The organism is Aeromonas sp. S9(2024), assembly GCF_041403185.1.
Classification (GTDB): Bacteria; Pseudomonadota; Gammaproteobacteria; order Enterobacterales; family Aeromonadaceae; genus Aeromonas; species Aeromonas enteropelogenes.
Genome location: NZ_JBGLRE010000004.1, coordinates 49,912 through 66,025 on the forward strand (window position 1 = coordinate 49,912; position 16,114 = coordinate 66,025).

Below are 16,114 nucleotides of genomic sequence, written 5' to 3' on the forward strand. Positions count from 1 at the left end.
GTTACTCCACCTTGATCTGGCTGATCTGCCAGATGGCCCGGCCGTAATAGAGCTTGTTGCGAAGCTCCGGGTACTGATCGAACGGATAGATCAGAAACAGCGGCCCCTTGTCACGCACCGAGAGCGGTTTGCCATCGATGCTGCGGGCCAGGATCACCTCGTATTGCCTGGCATCGCTGGTGGGGACCTGGACCGAATAGTCATTGAGGGCGGTGATGGTCAGCTGCTTGCCGCTGGCGCCGACTTTGGCCAGCAGATCGCTCAGGCGCGGGCCGCGGAAGGTCTTCTCTTCGTCATACCAGGGGGTGTGGGTCTTGATCTCGTATTCGGGCAGTTGATCCAGCATGGCGCTGTCCCACAGGGCCAGCTGCTGGTAGTTGGGTTGGGTGATGGCGCCTTCCACCTTGAGCAGGGCGCTGTCGGGAGAGGGGGTGGCCTGCGCGGCCCCGCAAAGGGCGACCAGAAGCGGTGCTACATACAAAGTGAATCTCATACCTTCCTCCATGAATCCGTTCGAAGCTGACACCAGGGCAACGGCAAGCACCGGCAGAGAGGGTAAAGCAAGAAGCGGGCCGAACGGTCAGATCCCCTATTGGCGGGCCTTGCGAGCGAAAAGGGCGCTCATCAAACCCATTTTCATTGCACTTTGCAATGGGCCGGTCGGGTCAAGTTGCAAATTGGCAACGAAATCCGGTGCAAGGTGCTTCAAATGGAGAGGCTGACGAGGGATAACTGGGAATCTTATGGGGCCGATTTGTCCAGGCATGGCCCTTGCATTGTCCCCACTGTCGTGACAAGTGAGCCACCCTGGCATATCTGGCAGAGATAAGGAGCGTAACCATGGAAAGCATGACCTACACCATCAACGATACCCAGGTCGTCGTTCTGGAGAGTGAACTCGATGCGATGGCCGTCACCGAACTGCGTCCCCTGTTCGAGAAACTGTCGCTGCACGGGGGCAATGTGCTCGCCGACATCAGCGATGTCCACTTCATCGATTCGTCCGGGATCGGGGCGCTGGTCTTTCTCTACAAGCGATTGATCATGAATGGGCATCAGCTGGCGCTGATTTGTGGGCCGGGTCAACCCCATGACCTGCTGGAAATGTTACATATAGACAAGGTGATCCCCTGCCATGATAGCGTGAAAGCTTATATGCGCACCCGCGGCATGGTGGCGGCCGCATCATGAAGGGGTGGGGCCTGTTGCTGACCTGCCTGCTGCTCGCCGGTTGTACCCAGTGGCCGCCACAAGGGTATGGCGGGCTGGCCGAGGTCAGGCCCACCCGTTTGCCGGTGAACGAGGATGAACGTCGCCTCTGGTCAGGGTATGATGAGCGTCAACAGGAGCTCGATCAGCAACTGGCCACCCTGCAGCAAGCCCATTTGCGCGACTGTATGCCTGCCGGGCTGAAACTACTACAATCTCAACGAGTTGACATCGTACGGGATATGCATGGTCGGCTCTGGTCAGAGGTCGCCTGGCGTCAGGCCATGCTGGCACAATCATTACAACAGGTACGTTTGCAGCTGGAGCAGACAAGCCGTGAGGGCTGTCGCGCCGACTGGTCGGGACTCCCCTTGAGCCAGTGGGGGCAAACGTAGCGAACAAAAAGGATCTCTATGAATCGGGGCGCTATCAAAGGATTGATTGGTCTTGTTTTCTTGCTGTTTACCTGCCCTCTGCTGGCCAGTACCGTGCTGGCGCCAGGGGATCGACTGGCGATAGTGCAACCGGGGGAGGCGGCCTTCGATCAGTCCTTCCAGATCAACAAGCAGGGGGAGATCAAACTGCCCGAGGTAGGGGACGTGGTGGTCGGGGGCAAGACGCTCCCAGAGGCCGACGCTATCATCCGCACCGCCCTCAAACCCGTCTACAACAACCTCTCCCAACTGACCGTCACGCTCCTGGAAAAACGCCTGCTGGTGAGCGTCATGGGGTATGTGAAAAAGCCAGGCAGCTATGATCTCGCCCCCGACGGCAACATCCAGATGGCGCTCGATGCTGCCGGCGGTCTGGTGCCGGGGGCCCAGCTCAACAACATGCAGGTGCGCCGTGGCGAGACCGTCTCCAGTTTTGACTACAAGCGCTATCTCGATACCGGCGACGCCAGCCTGCTGCCCCCGCTGCAATCCCTCGACGTGGTATTCGTACCCGCATCCCCCCTCATCGGCAACGTCCAGATTGATTTCGATGCGGCCACTTTGGCGGCCGGGGGCGATGGCGACACCGGCAAGGCGATCAAGGTGTTTGGCGAGGTGAACAGCCCGGGAGCCTTCAGCTTCAAGAGCGGCAACTCCATCGTGGATCTGCTGATGCGGGCCGGTGGCGTGACCCGCTTTGCTGGGGTGGAGCGGATCCGGGTGATCAACGGGGATGCCCCCGAGCTGTTCGATCTCAAGGCCTACTTGGATTCGGGCAACAACAAGCTGCTGCCCACCCTGGCTCCCGGGGCCACCATCTTCGTGCCCAAGGATGAGGAGCAGATCAAGCGGGGGGCGCGCACCATCTACATCATGGGGGAGGTGTTCAAACCCGGCGCCTATGAGGGGCGGGAGGGGGACTCCTTCCTCGACATCCTGGCCAACGCCGGCGGTCCGACCCGCTATGCCGAGAGTCGCCAGATCCGCTTGCTGCGCACCGATGGCACCGTCGAACCCATCGATCTGCAGGCCTATACCGAGGGGATGCAGAAGGCGCTGCCCCAGATAAGGCCGGGGGACGCCATTTTTATCCCCGAGAAGACCGACATCAACGAGAAGTCCTGGCTCAAGGTGGCGCCGGGGCGTGCCGTGATGGTGATGGGGGCGGTGCGCATTCCCGGCCGCTATGAATGGTCTGACGAGATGTCCCTGCTCGATCTCATCGCCCACGCCGGCGGCCCGAGCGAGCGGGCCGATATCGCCAAGGTGCAGATCCTGACCTCGGACGGGGGAATGGCGACGCCCACACTCTTCGATCTCGACAAGTTCCTCCATCAGGGGGGAGCGCTTGGCAGCCTGCCGAAGATCCACGCCGGTTTCACCATCATGATCCCCGAGCTGCCCACCGATCCTAGCGACAACAAGTCCCAGTGGGTGCGCCAGTCACCGGAGAGCTCCATCTACATCTTCGGCCAGGTCGGTGCCCCGGGTCGCTATGCCTTCAACGATCAGATGGGCTTTATCGACATCCTCTCCGCCGCCGATGGCCCCACCGCAGCGGCGGATTTGCGCAACGTGCGCATCGCCCATCGCAACGGCAGTACGGCGCGGGTAAGCAAGCTGGATCTCGCCCTCTACTTCGAGACCGGCGACGAGACACTCTTGCCAAAAGTGTTGCCGGGGGACTCCATCTACCTGCCGGAGAAGAACCGCCCCTGGCTCGACGAGCCCAAGGAGAACACCATACGGGTGCTGGGCGCCATCGCCCGGCCCGGCCGCTATCGCTTCAACTCCTCCATGACCCTGCTGGATCTGCTGGCAGAAGCCGGCGGGCCGACCAGTTCGGCCTACATCAAGAAAATCGTGGTGATCAACATGGCGGCCAGCGGGCAGGGGGATCAGGCGCGCACCTTCGATCTGGACGGCTTTGCCAAGGAGCCCGATTTCAGCCAGCTGCCGGTGCTCAGGGCAGGGGACACCGTCTTCATCCCCGACAGCAAGAGCAGCAACTGGGCCATTTTTATGGACGGGATGCGGGACATTCTCACCACCATCTCGGTCGTCGCCCTGATAGGAACCCTGTGAGATGAGCATCCCAATCCAGTACCTGGAACTGGAATCGCTCTACGCCTCGACCCTGGCGCGGGGGATCCGCTCCCTGGCGGTGACCTCGGCCGAGGGGGGCGAGGGGGTCAGTACCATCTGCGAGGCGCTGGCCAGGCGCGCCGAGGCGGACGGCCTCAAGACCCTGCTGGTGGATCTCAATCTCTACCATCCAGGTCGGCCCGCCCCCCTGGCCTGGGGCCCGAACGATGTGCCCGAGCCCCTGAGCCAGGGCCATGCCCTGGCAGTGCTGCCGGCGCCCGGCAAGGATCTGATGGCCTTTCGCAACAAAGAGACCCTGCGCGCCCTGCTGGTGCGCTGGCTCGAGCACTATGATGTGGTGCTGTTCGATACCTCCCCCCTCAATGCCCTCAACCGGGGCAATATCCCGGCGGATCTGGTGTGCGCCGCCTGCGAGGGGGCCCTGCTGGTGGTGCTGGCCGGGGTGACGCCGACCACCATGGTGCAAAGCGCCGTGGAGAAGCTGACCCGGGCCGAGGCCAACCTGCTGGGGGCCGTGTTCAACGACAGAGTCAATCCGGGGCTGGCCAGCGAGATCCTGCGCGAACTCAACCGGCTGCCGAGCAATCGACTGACCGAGTGGCTCAAGCGCTGGTGCCGGCGCAGTGCCCTGCTCAATTTCCGGATCTGAAGGAGACGCGATGGAAGAGTGGCTGCGATCTGCCCCCGCCACCCTGCAGTCGGTGCGCGACTTGCGCGCCCGCCTGGCCCAGGGGTTGGCGCTGTTTCAGGTGCCTCCCCGGGAGCAGGCCAACTGGCTGCTCTGTTTCAGCGAGCTGGCCACCAATATCGTGCGCCATGGTTCGCCGCCGGCGAGCCAGCTCTGGCTCACCCTGCAGCAGGATGAATCCGGCTTGAGCCTGCTGCTTGATGATGACGGCGGGCCCCAGCCCGCACTGGCGGCGACGCCCCTGCCGGACGAGCCGCAGGAGGGGGGCTATGGCCTGGCGCTGGTGCACCAGCTGTTTGACGAAGTGAACTTCAGCCGAGAGGGGGATCGCAACCGGGTGATGCTGCGGGCCCGCGGCTGTGCCAGACAGGCGCCTGTGGTGGCGGTCATCGACGATGACAAGGTGATGCGCACCCTGCTCACCGGCTATCTGCACGACCACTATCGGATCGAGAGCTATGCCGACCCCTGCGCCGCCCTGCAGGCGCTCGGTCGTCAGCCGCCGGCCCTGGTGCTCTCCGATATCGAGATGGAGGGGATCGACGGCTTCGCCCTGCGCCAGCAGCTGATGAAGGATCCCAAGATGCGCGGCGTCCCCTTTATCTTCCTGACCGGCCATCAGGATCAATGGACCCAGAGCCGGGCCGGTGCCCTCGGCATCGATGATTTTCTGGTCAAGCCCATCACCAAGCAGGCGCTGCAGCTGGCGGTCTCCCGGGTGCTGCAACGCTCGGCCCAGCTCAAGGCCCAGTGGGGGGATCAGCTGGATCAGCGGATGACCTCGGCCCTGCGTCCCCTGCTGCCGGCAGACCAGTTGCACGGCTATCAACTGGCGCTGCAGACCCGCGCCGCCGCCGTGGGCGGGGGGGATTTTCTGCTGGTAAGGGATCGGGTGCTCTGGCTCGGGGATGTGATGGGGCACGATGCCGAGGCCAAGTTCTTCGCCCACGCCTATGCGGGGTATCTGCGCGGCCTGCTGACCGCCCAGAGCGAGCAGCGATCGCCTGCCAGCCTGCTGACCACCCTCTCCACCGCCGTCCACAGCGACCCTCTGCTGGGGGCGACCCTGCTCACCACCCTCTGCATCGAGCTGGGGGAGGGCGGACGGATCCGCTGGGCCAGCGCGGGGCATCCGGCGCCCTGGCTGATCGGGGCGGACGGTATGCGCCAGCTCGGCGTCACCGGGCCCTTGCCCGGCCTGCGACCGGATCCCCAATTCGAAACCTGCGAGCATCTGCTCCAACCGGGTGAGCGCCTGCTGTTCTGGACCGATGGCCTGCTGGAGAGCCGGGATAGTGCCGAGCGCCAGTTGTGGGAGGCGCAATTGCAGCAGATCTGTCTTGCCCCCGAGCCCGACCTTGCCCGGCTGGCCCAGCGCATCGCCAACTGGTTTGATGACAGGGCCGACAGCGCTCCGGACGACATGACCCTGTTGCTGGTGGCCTTTCCCGCCGACTGAAAGCTCGTCACCACGGCCTGTCTGGCCCGCTCTATGCAACATCCCGCTGCACCTGGTCTGGTGCCACGAGAGGAGGTTGCCCATGTTGCCCACACATCAGGTCTGGCTCGCCATCGATGCCCGCCAGGTCGGCGGGATCGAGGTTCACATCACCCACCTCGCCAGCGATCTGCTGGCCAGAGGGCTGGAGGTCACCATAGTGCTGGTGGCCGATCACGGCATGACTCCCTTTGTCGCCCTGCTAAGGCAACAAGGATTGCCATACCGGGTCTGTCGCAACAGCCGGGACTTTGTGCAAGTGCTGGCCCGCCAGCCCGGCTTCGTGCTGCTGCACACCCACGGCTACAAGGCCGGGATCCTGGGGCGCCTCACCGCCTGGTGCAGCGGCAAGCCCGTGGTTTCCACCTTTCACAGCGGGGATGACGGGGAGGGCTTGCTGAAACTCTATAGCTGGCTCGATAGGCTCACGGCGCGCTTTGCGAAGTGCATTGCAGTGAGCGAGCCCATCGCTCGCAGATTGCCTGTGCCGAGTACCGTCATCAGCAACTTTGTGCCCCTGCCCGCAGCCCCCGCGGCGGTGGCGGGTAACCGCATCGCCTTCGTCGGTCGCCTCTCCCCCGAGAAGGGGCCGCAGGCGTTCTGCCAGCTGGCCGCCCTCTGCCCCGGGGGGGATTTTCACCTCTATGGCGAAGGCCCACTCATGGGGGATCTCAGCATGCAATACGGGGACAGGGTGGCGTTTCACGGCTTTCGCAAGATGGCCGATGAGTGGCAGCAGATCGATCTGCTCTGCATCACCTCCCGCTTCGAAGGCTTGCCCCTGGTGGCCCTTGAGGCCATGGCTCACGGCATCCCGGTCTGCACTTTCGCGGTAGGGGGGCTGGTCTCCCTTATCGACAACAAGTCCAACGGCTGGCTGGTGGCACCTGGCCAGGTGCACGACATGGCGGATATCGTCAATTACTGGCTGCGCAGTGACGAGCGGGTGCGCGGGGCCATGAGCCGGGCGGCCCGCCAGACCATCGCCCGGGGCTACAGCGTCAACCACAGGGTGAGCGATATCCTGGCGGTCTATACCGCCTGAATCTCCATCTTCTGCCAAGCAAGCGAGTGGCCAAGCCACTCGCTTTTTTTTATGGCCTTGGGGTTGTCATTCAGGTGCAAGCCTTGCCGCGAATCTTTCTTTTCCAGTTGTCTCTATCTGCCACAGGCGAAAGTCTGGGTAACCACGCCGCCTGCTCCCCTGCCTTGGCCGCGATGCGCCTGAGTGCTTGGAGTTGAGTACTGAGTACCGGGCCGTCGGGGATCCCGACGAAGAGTGCCTTAGCCAATAGGAGTGCCTGCAAACAGAGCAGGCTCTGCGTGACAAGGTCCAGGGGAGGATGCTTATCTATCGCCACCCGATCTATCGCCACCCAAGCTCGGCCCTGATGCGAACGCTGTTGTTGGCCAACCAAGGGAGATGAAAACCAGCAAGGCCGCCTGCTGGTCAGCTATTGTCGGCGGCTCATAAGCGGCAATGGCCACAAGGGATGCGAGCTTTGCAGGCAGGAGCAACAGAGGGAAGAAAAGCATCGGGCCACTGCCCTGGCAGTGGCCCGAGAGACGGCAGAAGGTGAGGATCAGCGTCCCTTCTTGCCCACCATAATAGCGACCGTCTTGCCGATGATGTGCACGTCCTGCAGCAGCCAGCGCCAGGGGTGGAGCAGGGCGACCGAGTAGGCCAGATCGAAGGCGAGCTTGCTGCGCACATCGTCCAGCGACTCGTCGTAGCCCTGATTGACCTGAGCCAGTCCTGTGATGCCGGGGGCGATCTCATAGGTTCGCTCGATAAAGAAGGGCACCGCATCCTCCAGCCGGTTGGCGATGCCGGGGCGCTCCGGCCGCGGCCCGATGAGCGACATCTCCCCCTTGAGCACATTGAGGAACTGGGGCAGCTCGTCGAGCCGGGTCTTGCGCAAAAAGTTGCCGCAACGGGTGATCCGGCTGTCGGCCTTGCCGCACCAGACAGGCCCTGTGCCCGCCTCGGCATCGGATCGCATGGTGCGAAACTTGATCATGAAGAAGAGCTCGGTGTGGCTGGCGTGGCTGCGGCCAATGCGCAGCTGGCGAAAGAACACCGGGCCCGGGCTGTCGAGCCGTATGGCCAGCATGATAAACGGCCACAGGGGCAGGGTCAGCAGCAGGCCGAGGCTGGCGCCGACCAGATCCATGGTGCGCTTGATCACCAGGGTCGCTTTGGGGATGGGGTGTTTCATGCTGCTCTCTCCTGTGCGGTGGGGCGCGCCAGCATCCGCAGGCCGTAGCGCAGGGTGCCGATGCCGTTGTACCAGTGTCCGAGGACCAGATAGTGGATCTTGCGAAACAGACCGGGCCAGTTGTGCACCGGGGTGAACTGGATCAGCATCACCAGGGCATAGCCCAGCAGTTGGCCGGCCAGCAGCGCCACGAACAGGGGCGAGTGGATGGCCAGCGGAATGGCGCACAGCCAGAGCAGGGTCAGGCACAGGGGCATGAGTACCCGCAAGCCCTTGCCACTGGCAAAGTTGAACGCCACCCAGCCAAATTTGGGATGGAGCAGGGGCAGCAGGCGCAGCAGCTGCTGGGTGTTGCCCGCGCCGATGCGCTGGCGCCGCTTCGCTTCCAGCAGGGCATCGGAGACTTCCAGTTCCAGCGCGGCGCAGCGGTTGTCATAGACCGCCTTGTAGCCTCTGGCGATGGCCTGCATCGGCAGGATGAAGTCGTCGTTGATGGTGTCGGGTGCCAGCGGCGCCAGGCAGTCACTGCGCATCACGTAGAAGGCGCCGTGGGCCCCCAGCATGCTGCCAAGGGCGGATTCGCACAGCTTGATCTGGCTCTGATAGCGCCAGTAGCTGGCCTCACCCTGGGAACCTGGCTGCCAGAAGCGATAGGCTTCGCCCACCACACCGACGGCGGGATCCTGAAAGTGGGCGGCGGCCAGCAGCAGGCTGTCGATGGGCAGCAGGGCCGACACATCGCTGAAAGCCACCAGGGACGTGTCGATATGGGTCATCGCCTCGTTGAGCACGGCCACCTTGCCGCGATTGCGCGGGTGCTCGAACAGCCGGATCTGCAGCTGCAGCAAGGCGGGATCGCCGAGCTGGCAGAGGGCAATGGCATAGCTGTCGTCGGTGCAGCCATCAAAATGCAGGTGCACCGCCAGCTTGTCTGCCGGGTAGTCGAGGCTGGCCAGATTCTGCAGCTTGGCCGCCAGGGTGGTTGCCTCGTTGTAGATGGGCATCACCAGGGTGATGGCGGGGAGCTGCTCATCGCCGACCTCTTCCCGAAAACCCCGTTGGTGCGGGGTCGGTTGGTGCTGGCGCGAGCAGGCCCGTTTGCCGACCCATTTGAGCAGCAGGGGGTAACCCACATGGTGGTACACCACCAGGGCTGCGCACAACCAGAACACGATCATGATCCATTCCATGGGAGGCTCCTTTTTGCTGTCTCTTCGCGTGTCGGTGGCATCGCCTCAGCGGGCGTACAGCGCCTGATAGGCTTGAGCCATCTGGCTCAGGCTGCCCTGCTCGCAGACAAAGGCACGGGTGACGGCGCGCAGGCCATGGGACTTGAGCAACCCCTGTGCCAAAAGTTGCGCCAGGAGGGCGGGATCCCGCTCCTCAAGCAGCTGGCCGCTGGCCGGACAGACTACTTCAGCGGCGGCTCCCACGGCGCTCATCACCACGGGCACACCGCAGGCCTGGGCCTCCAGCACGCACAGGGGCATTCCTTCCGCCAGTGACGGCAGGCAGAAGAGATCCAGCCCCTGATAGAAGCGGGGCATCTGTTCCACCAGGCCGAGAAAGTGGACCCGATGGGCAATCCCCAGCTGCTGGCACTGCTGCTGCAACGCATTTTGCAAACTGCCCACCCCGGCCAGTGCAAGATGCACCCCGGGGGAGAGGCGCGCCATGGCCTCCAGCAGCAGGCTGTGCCCCTTGACTGTCTCAAGGCGCGCGGCGCAGCCGATGATCCTCACCCCCAGAGGCAGTCCCAGCGCCTGACGCGCCAGCTCGGCTGGGCCGGGGACAAAGCGCCCCTCGTCGATGCCATTGGGAATGACTTTGGCCGAGAGGGCGCCGAGCCTCATCTGCAGCTGGCTCGCCACCGGCGCGGCATCCGCCACCAGAGTCGGTTTGAAGGTGCGCAGCCCCAGCCCCGCCAGCTTGCGCTGGCGGGGGTCATCGAGATACCAGGCGTCATGCTCGGTGTGGATAAGGCTCGCCACCCGGGCCAGCCGGGCGGCGAGCCCGCCATAGAGCAAGGGGCCCAGATGATGGGTGTGTACCGCCGCCGGGCGCAACTGGCGCAGCAGGCGGATCAGACGATAGAGGGTGGTCAGCGACCAGCCGGCGGGTTTGTCCAGGCAGTGGATCCGCGCAGCGAACGGCCCCAGGGCGGGCCAGGCGGCGAGCAGCGCCTCCTTGCTCCCCTCCAGCGAGACGATGTGCATGGGCTGGTGGCGTTCGTTGGCCTGGCTGAGGTTGAGCACCATGGTCTCCAGCCCCCCTGGCTGCAGGTGCTGGACGATTTGCACGATGGCGGTTCTGGCGGTGGTGATGGGCATGGCGCTCTCCTCACAGTTGTCGGGCCTTCCCGGGCCCCTTGGCGGGACTATGCGAATCCTGTACCACAACGTCTGCCATGTTGGCCCGCTTGCTGGCATTACCCTTGCATTTCCCCATCCATTCGTGGAAAGCCATACCTGCCTTGAGGGGAGTGACGCCATGCCGGTCCAGTTCTACTACAACCTCTACATCATCCTCTTCGCCGCCTGGCGGCGCCGTTATCTCATCCTGATGCCGGCCCTGGTCATGCCGCTGGTGGGGGTGGGGATTGGCGTGCTCAGCCCCAAGGTATACGAGAGCCGCACCACCTTCATGGTGCCGCAGGATTCCAACCAGACGCCGACCCTCAAGGATCTGATCACCCAGGAGAGCCTCAAGGATCGCTTCGCGGTGCTGGAGGCCATGCTGCGCAGCCGCTACGTGATGGACGGGGTGGCGCGGGACCGCAAGCTGGTGGATGACAACACCCCGCCGGCCAAGCGCGACGCCATCATGGACTGGCTCTCGGCGTCCGTCTCCATCCGTCTCATCGGGGACGAGGTGATCGAGCTGAAGGTCAAAGCCGACTCGGCAGAGAGCAGCGCCGGCCTGCTGGAGGCCGTCTCGCGCCGCTTCTTCTTTAACCTCTTGAACAAGGGGCGTCAGTCGGCCGAGTCCTCCGAGCGCTTCCTGCAAAGTCAGCTCGACAGCCGGCGCAGCGAGCTGCAGGGGGCCGAACAGTTGCTGGCGGATTTCAAACGCGAGCACGCCAGCGCCCTGCCGGATCAGCAAAATGCCAACGCCGCCCGGCTCTACGGCCTGAAAGATCGCCACGCCGAGAGCCTGCTTCAGTTGCAGCAGGCCAAGACCCGGGTCGAGCAGCTCTCCCACGGCCAGGAGGGGGCGACGGCCCGCAGCCTGGAGGAGAAGTTGCAACAGATGCAAACCGAGCTGGCCCTGCTGCGGGTGCGCTACAGCGATCAGCACAGCGAGGTGCAGAGCCTGCGCTACCAGATTGAGCAGTTGCAGCAGGAGCTGGAACAGCAGAAGAACAAACCCGGCGTTGCGGTCGGGCCCGAGTGGGATCAGGCCAGGGCGCAGCTGGCCGAGGCCGAGCAGAATGCCGCCGCGCTGCAGGCCCAGCTCGACGATCTGAACAGGGTGGTGGCCTCCCAGGGTGAAACGGAGAGCCAGCTGGCGGAGCTGGAGCGCGATCTTGAGGTCAAGCGCTCCCTCTATCAGGATCTGCTGCTGCGCTACGAGAAGGCCAAGGTGACCGGGGCGCTCGGTAGTTTCGAACCCGGCGAGCGGATCAAGGTGATCGACAGGCCCTTCGCTCCGAGCAAACCCAGCAACTACCCGCTCTGGCTGTTTCTGATCGCCAGCATGGTGGGGGGCTTCGGGCTCGGCTGCAGCCTGGCCCTGCTGATTGAACTGGCGGACACCAGCCTGCGCCGCACCGATCAGCTGGCAGCCCTTATCAAGGCGCCCGTGCTAAGCCGCATTCCCTATTGCGAACCCGTGCATGCCCACAGCGGCCAGGCGGCCCATGCCCAGCCGCCGCTGGTGGAGGTGCCGGGTTGATATTTACCCGTGGCCATCAAGGCAGGCCACCACGTTGAACCTGAATATTTCTGATAAGGCCTCGTAATGAGGCCTTTTTTTATGTCACTCAGAGAGCCCCTTGACCAACGACTATGGTTTGCATCGAATTTTTATGTGATTGCGACGATAAAGTCTGGTGGCGCTTTCTTACTCTGCTTGTTGACTGTGTTTTTATACAGTGATACAACTGGAGCTGGTATAGAGCATTGATAATGCACTTATAAAAAGCTGGCCGATAATGCAGTGATTTTCAAATGATTTATTGGTGGTGATGAGTGGTAGAGCGGGGTTAGATGGACGGTACTACTAGCATCTTAATCGCGTCTTCCTTCTCACTACTGTTAAGTTTCATTAAATATTCGAGGATACATGAAAAATAAAATAAACTACCTATTCTATGCTGTTGTTGACTGGCTCTTTAAAAAAAGTCCGGTCACGTACTTTGTAGGGTGTGTTATTGGTGTTGCAGGAATGCTTGCTTCAGGAGGCTTATCACTAGATGTAGCATCAGGTTCATTAAAACTAGCATATAAGAATGAGTTAACGGTGTTATCTGGACTTGTTGTAATCATCTGTATGATTGTTTCTTATGGTGCTGTCAGAATGCAAATGAAAGAACGGTATCGAAATATTGTAAATGAACATGAAAAGAAAAAAATTGAGCTAATAGGTAAATTAGAAAAAGAGATGCTCGACATAATTTCCGATAAAGAACTAGAACTGGAAAGGGTTAAAGCAGACTTGGAGCTGGAAAAAGTTAAGTCAGCTAATAGACACAAAAATATCGGGTGTGCCTCAAAGCAACTTCTTAATGATATCGTGTGTTTAGAAAAAGTGTTTGCAGGACTATGCGGGAGCGGTCGATTACTCATCAAGGATGTTAATGGTGTTAGTCTTGATATCTACATTGCCAATGCAATTATGAATCAGCACAAGTATAAAAATGTATACAACTCGGATCCCAATCTTAAGAAATCATGGAATAGCATGTTAGTGAAGCTAGATGCCTCTCAAAGAGCAATAACGCGAGCTATGAAAGGTGAAAGTCTAGACGTAGGACCTGTTGCTAGCGCTGCGATGTCTATTTCTAAATTCGTAGGTAAAGTATCCGATAGTGGCCATTTAGTGCTTGTTTAAACTTAACTGTACAGGTCTAGTTATCACCTGACACCGGCCTCAAATCGGTGCCTTGTTTACGCTACTTTAGAGCGCACTTGTAGTGGTCAACTGTCAGGTGAATACCATCTCCATACATCCAATCGATACGTCATCCAATTAATCAGGGAGCATCCGCTCCCTAATCGCTCCACACGGGGTGACAAACTAACCGATGACCGGCATCCGTTGCCATCCGATATTCAGCTGGTTGCGGTCTTGATTTTGACCTTGAGTTCGACGCTGATAGCGCCAGGCCAGCAGCAAGGGCATGCCGAGCAGCAGCTGGGCCGCCAGCGGGATCTCCTCGATGGGGGCCGCCAGTGCACCTTCCGGAATAATCCCCCCCTCAATCTCGGCCGCGAGTTTCAGCTCCAGGGCGCTGCCAAAATCGGCGAAGGTGGTGGCGTTGATGACGAAGGCATCCTCGCCGCCGGCGATATTGTTCAGATACCAATCCTGCAGCACCCCATCGGGGTAGTCCTGGCCTATGGTGATGCCGTTGATGGTATCGATGCCGGAGGCGAGCAGCTGATCCCGTACCGTCGAGGTATCCAGCCCGGCATTCTGGATCCCGTCACCTGAGACATCCATCACCTGGCGCGTGGCGGTAAAGTCGTTGGTATCGAACTGCAGGGCGCCAAATTGCATGGCAGAGCCCGGCGCCGTCATCCCCGAGTAGGGGCGTGTCAGGGCGTCCAGAGTGGCGGCAAACTCGTTGATGGAGGTCATGTCATAGAGGTAGAACCAGTCGGTCATCACCGCCTGCTGGGTCGAGCCGCTCCACATCACCATCTGCACGGCGATGGTGCCCAGCTTGCCGTCGCTGGTGTCCAGGATGGCGTCTTGCACCGCCTGGCTGTAAAACGCATCCACATAGCCCTGCAACTGCAGGTTGAACTCCTGGGCCGTCACGCTGCCCGACACATCCATCAGCAGTTGCAGCTCGGTATCCACTTCGGTCAAAGCGTAGGCGGGGGCGCTGACCAGCAGCATCCCCACCAGCCCTGCCAACGGTTTTAGTCTCATAACTCACTCCTTCTCCTTGGGGCCTGGCCCTGATCCTCAGTGCCGATGGGGAGAATGAATAAAGCGTGCCACTTTGCAGGGATCAGCAGCAGGCATGAAATTTGCGGTCTTCGCACAGGATGAAAACGAACAAGTGGGGGGTGAGGCGATGGAGATCCGTCCCTGGCAGTGGGCGCCCAACTGGTTGCTGTTGGGGCTGCTCAATCAGTGGGCCATGGTGTGGCTCAACACGGGCCATTTCAACCTGCTGGTGGTGTTGCTGATTGCCATCTGGTGGCAAATTGCATCGCGGGTTGCGCCAAAGTGGCAACCTGGCCGCGCCGCTCTGCTGCTCTTCTCGCTGCTGCTGTTGATCCCGAGCGCCAGTTGCAAGGCGCTGGCCTGCCTGCTGCTGGCCGCGAGCCTGTGGCGGCGCCAGCAGCCTTGGGACGAGCGCGCCGCGCTGCACATAGTGGTGGCCTTCACCCTGGCCGTGCTGTGGGGGCAGCAGCTCTTTGCCCTCTGCTCCGGCCCCGTGCTGGCGCTCGATGCCTGGGGAGTGGGCCAGTGGCTGCAACTGCTGGGGTGGGAGACGGTGCAAAGCGGCAATCGCATCGAGCGGGTGGGGGGTCATGCCCTGATCGTGCTCAAGGGTTGCTCTTCGTTCTCCCAGCTCTATCTGGTGGCGCTGGCCTGGCTGGTCTCCTCCTGCTGGCTCGCCCCGGGGCGGGCGCTGCGCCGTCAGCTGCCCCTGCTGGGGCTGGTCTTGCTGCTCTACATCGGCAGCAACCAGCTGCGGCTGGTGCTGATGAGCCTGGATCTGCGCTGGTACGGCTGGCTGCATACCGGCACGCTCGCCCAGCTCTACCAGTGGCTGGTGCTGTTGTTGCTGATGACACTGCTGTTTAACAGGGGGCGCCATGTCACCACCGATTAGGGGCTATCTCTGGCTGGTGCTGCTGGCACTGGCCTCCACCGGCGCCATGGGGTGGCGCTATCAGCACCGCCAGCCGGTGGATGGCGCGCGCCAGATGCTGCAGGAACTCCGCCAGCTCGGCTGGCAGCGGCAGGGGGCCAGCCCCTTGCTGGGGGGCACCTATGTGGGCTACCGGCTGCGCCACCCAGATTGTGACGGGGTCTTGCAGGCGATGGCGGTGGCCCCGGATCGGGAGGCCATGTCGGTGCGGCTCGCAGGCGTTGGCCAACTGCAGGGGGTGATGTTTCGGGGGCAGTGGCACCCGGAGCCGCCACTGCTGGCCTATCGATTCAATCAGGGCTGGCACAAGCTGTGGGGCGATGCGCCGGCCCCCCTCTATCGGGTCGCGCTGCCTGCGGCCTGTCTTGCCCTTATTGCGCCTGGCGAGCCTCGCTGAGGGGGCTCGCCGCGTCGGCCGGCAACACCCGGATCAGCAGGCTGTTCGGGGCCAGCATGGGGTCGTAGCGTGGTTCGAGCTCGATGGCGCGGGCACTGAGCAGGCTGGCCAGCTTGCCAAGGCGGCTGCTGGCAAGGCGCGCACTCTCCAGCATGTCGGTCTGCGGCCCGGGGCCGCTGATAAGGGCTATCTTCGCCGGATCCCGCTGGCCGAGAAACTGGTGCAACTGCTGCTCCTGATCCGCCGCCAACATCACCGCTTCCTCCTGATAAGTCAGCGACAGCTGGGCCTGCTCGGCCAGTTGCTGCTGGCGCAGCTGCGCCAGCATGGGGAAGGGATCCTCGGTGGGCGTCTGGCGGGCACAGCCAGTGAGTAGCAAAGAGGGTAGCAAAGAGGGCAGCAAGGAGAGCAGCAAGCCTGCGGCAAGCTTGATGTAACGGGGACGACGCCCGGTACTCTGGCGCCCAAAAGCCTTTATGTTGGTGACGTTCTGATGCGGCATAAGCTGG

The 16,114-nt window shown here is 62.1% G+C and carries 16 protein-coding genes; 10 read left to right on the forward strand and 6 right to left on the reverse strand.

Features of this window, described 5'->3' with window-relative positions; genetic code table 11:
• Nucleotide 1: 1 nt before the first annotated feature.
• Nucleotides 2-493, reverse strand: coding sequence for a molybdopterin-dependent oxidoreductase (locus tag ACB028_RS08610; RefSeq protein WP_026458109.1), 492 nt, complete (start codon nucleotides 491-493; stop codon nucleotides 2-4).
• Nucleotides 494-840: 347 nt separating this feature from the next.
• Here ACB028_RS08610 and ACB028_RS08615 point away from each other — a divergent pair, with 347 nt between their 5' ends.
• The 6 genes from ACB028_RS08615 to ACB028_RS08640 all read left to right on the forward strand — a co-directional run bounded on the left by ACB028_RS08615 (nucleotide 841) and on the right by ACB028_RS08640 (nucleotide 6,980).
• On the forward strand, nucleotides 841-1,191 hold the full coding sequence (locus tag ACB028_RS08615; RefSeq protein ID WP_371144037.1) for an STAS domain-containing protein: 351 nt from the start codon (nucleotides 841-843) through the stop codon (nucleotides 1,189-1,191).
• Nucleotides 1,188-1,604: a hypothetical protein gene (locus ACB028_RS08620; protein WP_371144038.1), complete on the forward strand. Its 417-nt coding sequence runs from the start codon at nucleotides 1,188-1,190 to the stop codon at nucleotides 1,602-1,604. Before ACB028_RS08615 ends, ACB028_RS08620 begins: the two co-directional genes overlap by 4 nt.
• An 18-nt stretch (nucleotides 1,605-1,622) precedes the next feature.
• Nucleotides 1,623-3,728: an SLBB domain-containing protein gene (locus ACB028_RS08625; protein ID WP_371144039.1), complete on the forward strand. Its 2,106-nt coding sequence runs from the start codon at nucleotides 1,623-1,625 to the stop codon at nucleotides 3,726-3,728.
• Nucleotide 3,729: 1 nt separating this feature from the next.
• Nucleotides 3,730-4,398: a CpsD/CapB family tyrosine-protein kinase gene (locus ACB028_RS08630; RefSeq protein WP_371144040.1), complete on the forward strand. Its 669-nt coding sequence runs from the start codon at nucleotides 3,730-3,732 to the stop codon at nucleotides 4,396-4,398.
• A gap of 10 nt (nucleotides 4,399-4,408) precedes the next feature.
• A complete protein-coding gene (locus ACB028_RS08635; protein ID WP_371144041.1) occupies nucleotides 4,409-5,896 on the forward strand; it encodes a SpoIIE family protein phosphatase in 1,488 nt (495 codons plus the stop codon).
• 82 nt (nucleotides 5,897-5,978) lie between these two features.
• Nucleotides 5,979-6,980: a glycosyltransferase family 4 protein gene (locus ACB028_RS08640; RefSeq protein WP_371144042.1), complete on the forward strand. Its 1,002-nt coding sequence runs from the start codon at nucleotides 5,979-5,981 to the stop codon at nucleotides 6,978-6,980.
• 538 nt (nucleotides 6,981-7,518) lie between these two features.
• Here the strand turns inward: ACB028_RS08640 and ACB028_RS08645 are convergent.
• Genes ACB028_RS08645 through ACB028_RS08655 form a run of 3 tightly spaced genes read right to left on the reverse strand, consistent with a single transcriptional unit; the run spans nucleotide 7,519 to nucleotide 10,484 of the window.
• A complete protein-coding gene (locus tag ACB028_RS08645; protein ID WP_042069523.1) occupies nucleotides 7,519-8,154 on the reverse strand; it encodes a sugar transferase in 636 nt (211 codons plus the stop codon).
• The gene (locus ACB028_RS08650) at nucleotides 8,151-9,344 is read right to left on the reverse strand and encodes a glycosyltransferase family 2 protein (RefSeq protein ID WP_371144043.1); all 1,194 of its coding nucleotides are present in this window, start codon (nucleotides 9,342-9,344) and stop codon (nucleotides 8,151-8,153) included. Before ACB028_RS08650 ends, ACB028_RS08645 begins: the two co-directional genes overlap by 4 nt.
• A 45-nt stretch (nucleotides 9,345-9,389) precedes the next feature.
• Nucleotides 9,390-10,484: a glycosyltransferase gene (locus ACB028_RS08655; RefSeq protein WP_371144044.1), complete on the reverse strand. Its 1,095-nt coding sequence runs from the start codon at nucleotides 10,482-10,484 to the stop codon at nucleotides 9,390-9,392.
• A 160-nt stretch (nucleotides 10,485-10,644) separates the two neighbouring features.
• Between ACB028_RS08655 and ACB028_RS08660 the strand changes: the two genes are divergently transcribed.
• Both ACB028_RS08660 and ACB028_RS08665 read left to right on the forward strand, forming a co-directional pair.
• Entirely contained in the window at nucleotides 10,645-12,048 is a 1,404-nt protein-coding gene (locus tag ACB028_RS08660) for a GumC family protein (protein ID WP_371144045.1), read from the forward strand.
• 390 nt (nucleotides 12,049-12,438) lie between these two features.
• Nucleotides 12,439-13,206 carry a hypothetical protein gene (locus ACB028_RS08665; RefSeq protein ID WP_371144046.1) on the forward strand — a complete coding sequence of 256 codons (768 nt, stop codon included), beginning with the start codon at nucleotides 12,439-12,441 and terminating at the stop codon, nucleotides 13,204-13,206.
• Between the two features lie 186 nt (nucleotides 13,207-13,392).
• Here ACB028_RS08665 and ACB028_RS08670 read toward each other — a convergent pair whose 3' ends face one another.
• Complete coding sequence (locus ACB028_RS08670; protein ID WP_371144047.1) at nucleotides 13,393-14,253, reverse strand: DUF1194 domain-containing protein; 861 nt, start codon at nucleotides 14,251-14,253, stop codon at nucleotides 13,393-13,395.
• A gap of 94 nt (nucleotides 14,254-14,347) precedes the next feature.
• Between ACB028_RS08670 and ACB028_RS08675 the strand changes: the two genes are divergently transcribed.
• Nucleotides 14,348-15,169 carry a hypothetical protein gene (locus ACB028_RS08675; RefSeq protein ID WP_371144048.1) on the forward strand — a complete coding sequence of 274 codons (822 nt, stop codon included), beginning with the start codon at nucleotides 14,348-14,350 and terminating at the stop codon, nucleotides 15,167-15,169.
• The gene (locus tag ACB028_RS08680; protein ID WP_371144049.1) at nucleotides 15,153-15,605 is read left to right on the forward strand and encodes a hypothetical protein; all 453 of its coding nucleotides are present in this window, start codon (nucleotides 15,153-15,155) and stop codon (nucleotides 15,603-15,605) included. The genes ACB028_RS08675 and ACB028_RS08680 overlap by 17 nt, the downstream gene beginning before the upstream one ends.
• Here the strand turns inward: ACB028_RS08680 and ACB028_RS08685 are convergent.
• Nucleotides 15,580-16,107 (reverse strand): hypothetical protein, encoded by a 528-nt coding sequence (locus tag ACB028_RS08685; RefSeq protein WP_260750209.1) that lies wholly within the window; start codon nucleotides 16,105-16,107, stop codon nucleotides 15,580-15,582. The two genes, ACB028_RS08680 and ACB028_RS08685, sit on opposite strands and share 26 nt — an antisense overlap.
• Between the last annotated feature and the right edge of the window lie 7 nt (nucleotides 16,108-16,114).

Bases quoted from the DNA above. Each gene is read 5' to 3' on its own strand.
- ACB028_RS08610 (WP_026458109.1), bottom strand. From the start codon at position 493: ATGAGATTCACTTTGTATGTAGCACCGCTTCTGGTCGCCCTTTGCGGG.
- ACB028_RS08615 (WP_371144037.1), top strand. From the start codon at position 841: ATGGAAAGCATGACCTACACCATCAACGATACCCAGGTCGTCGTTCTG.
- ACB028_RS08620 (WP_371144038.1), top strand. From the start codon at position 1,188: ATGAAGGGGTGGGGCCTGTTGCTGACCTGCCTGCTGCTCGCCGGTTGT.
- ACB028_RS08625 (WP_371144039.1), top strand. From the start codon at position 1,623: ATGAATCGGGGCGCTATCAAAGGATTGATTGGTCTTGTTTTCTTGCTG.
- ACB028_RS08630 (WP_371144040.1), top strand. From the start codon at position 3,730: ATGAGCATCCCAATCCAGTACCTGGAACTGGAATCGCTCTACGCCTCG.
- ACB028_RS08635 (WP_371144041.1), top strand. From the start codon at position 4,409: ATGGAAGAGTGGCTGCGATCTGCCCCCGCCACCCTGCAGTCGGTGCGC.
- ACB028_RS08640 (WP_371144042.1), top strand. From the start codon at position 5,979: ATGTTGCCCACACATCAGGTCTGGCTCGCCATCGATGCCCGCCAGGTC.
- ACB028_RS08645 (WP_042069523.1), bottom strand. From the start codon at position 8,154: ATGAAACACCCCATCCCCAAAGCGACCCTGGTGATCAAGCGCACCATG.
- ACB028_RS08650 (WP_371144043.1), bottom strand. From the start codon at position 9,344: ATGGAATGGATCATGATCGTGTTCTGGTTGTGCGCAGCCCTGGTGGTG.
- ACB028_RS08655 (WP_371144044.1), bottom strand. From the start codon at position 10,484: ATGCCCATCACCACCGCCAGAACCGCCATCGTGCAAATCGTCCAGCAC.
- ACB028_RS08660 (WP_371144045.1), top strand. From the start codon at position 10,645: ATGCCGGTCCAGTTCTACTACAACCTCTACATCATCCTCTTCGCCGCC.
- ACB028_RS08665 (WP_371144046.1), top strand. From the start codon at position 12,439: ATGAAAAATAAAATAAACTACCTATTCTATGCTGTTGTTGACTGGCTC.
- ACB028_RS08670 (WP_371144047.1), bottom strand. From the start codon at position 14,253: ATGAGACTAAAACCGTTGGCAGGGCTGGTGGGGATGCTGCTGGTCAGC.
- ACB028_RS08675 (WP_371144048.1), top strand. From the start codon at position 14,348: ATGAAATTTGCGGTCTTCGCACAGGATGAAAACGAACAAGTGGGGGGT.
- ACB028_RS08680 (WP_371144049.1), top strand. From the start codon at position 15,153: ATGTCACCACCGATTAGGGGCTATCTCTGGCTGGTGCTGCTGGCACTG.
- ACB028_RS08685 (WP_260750209.1), bottom strand. From the start codon at position 16,107: ATGCCGCATCAGAACGTCACCAACATAAAGGCTTTTGGGCGCCAGAGT.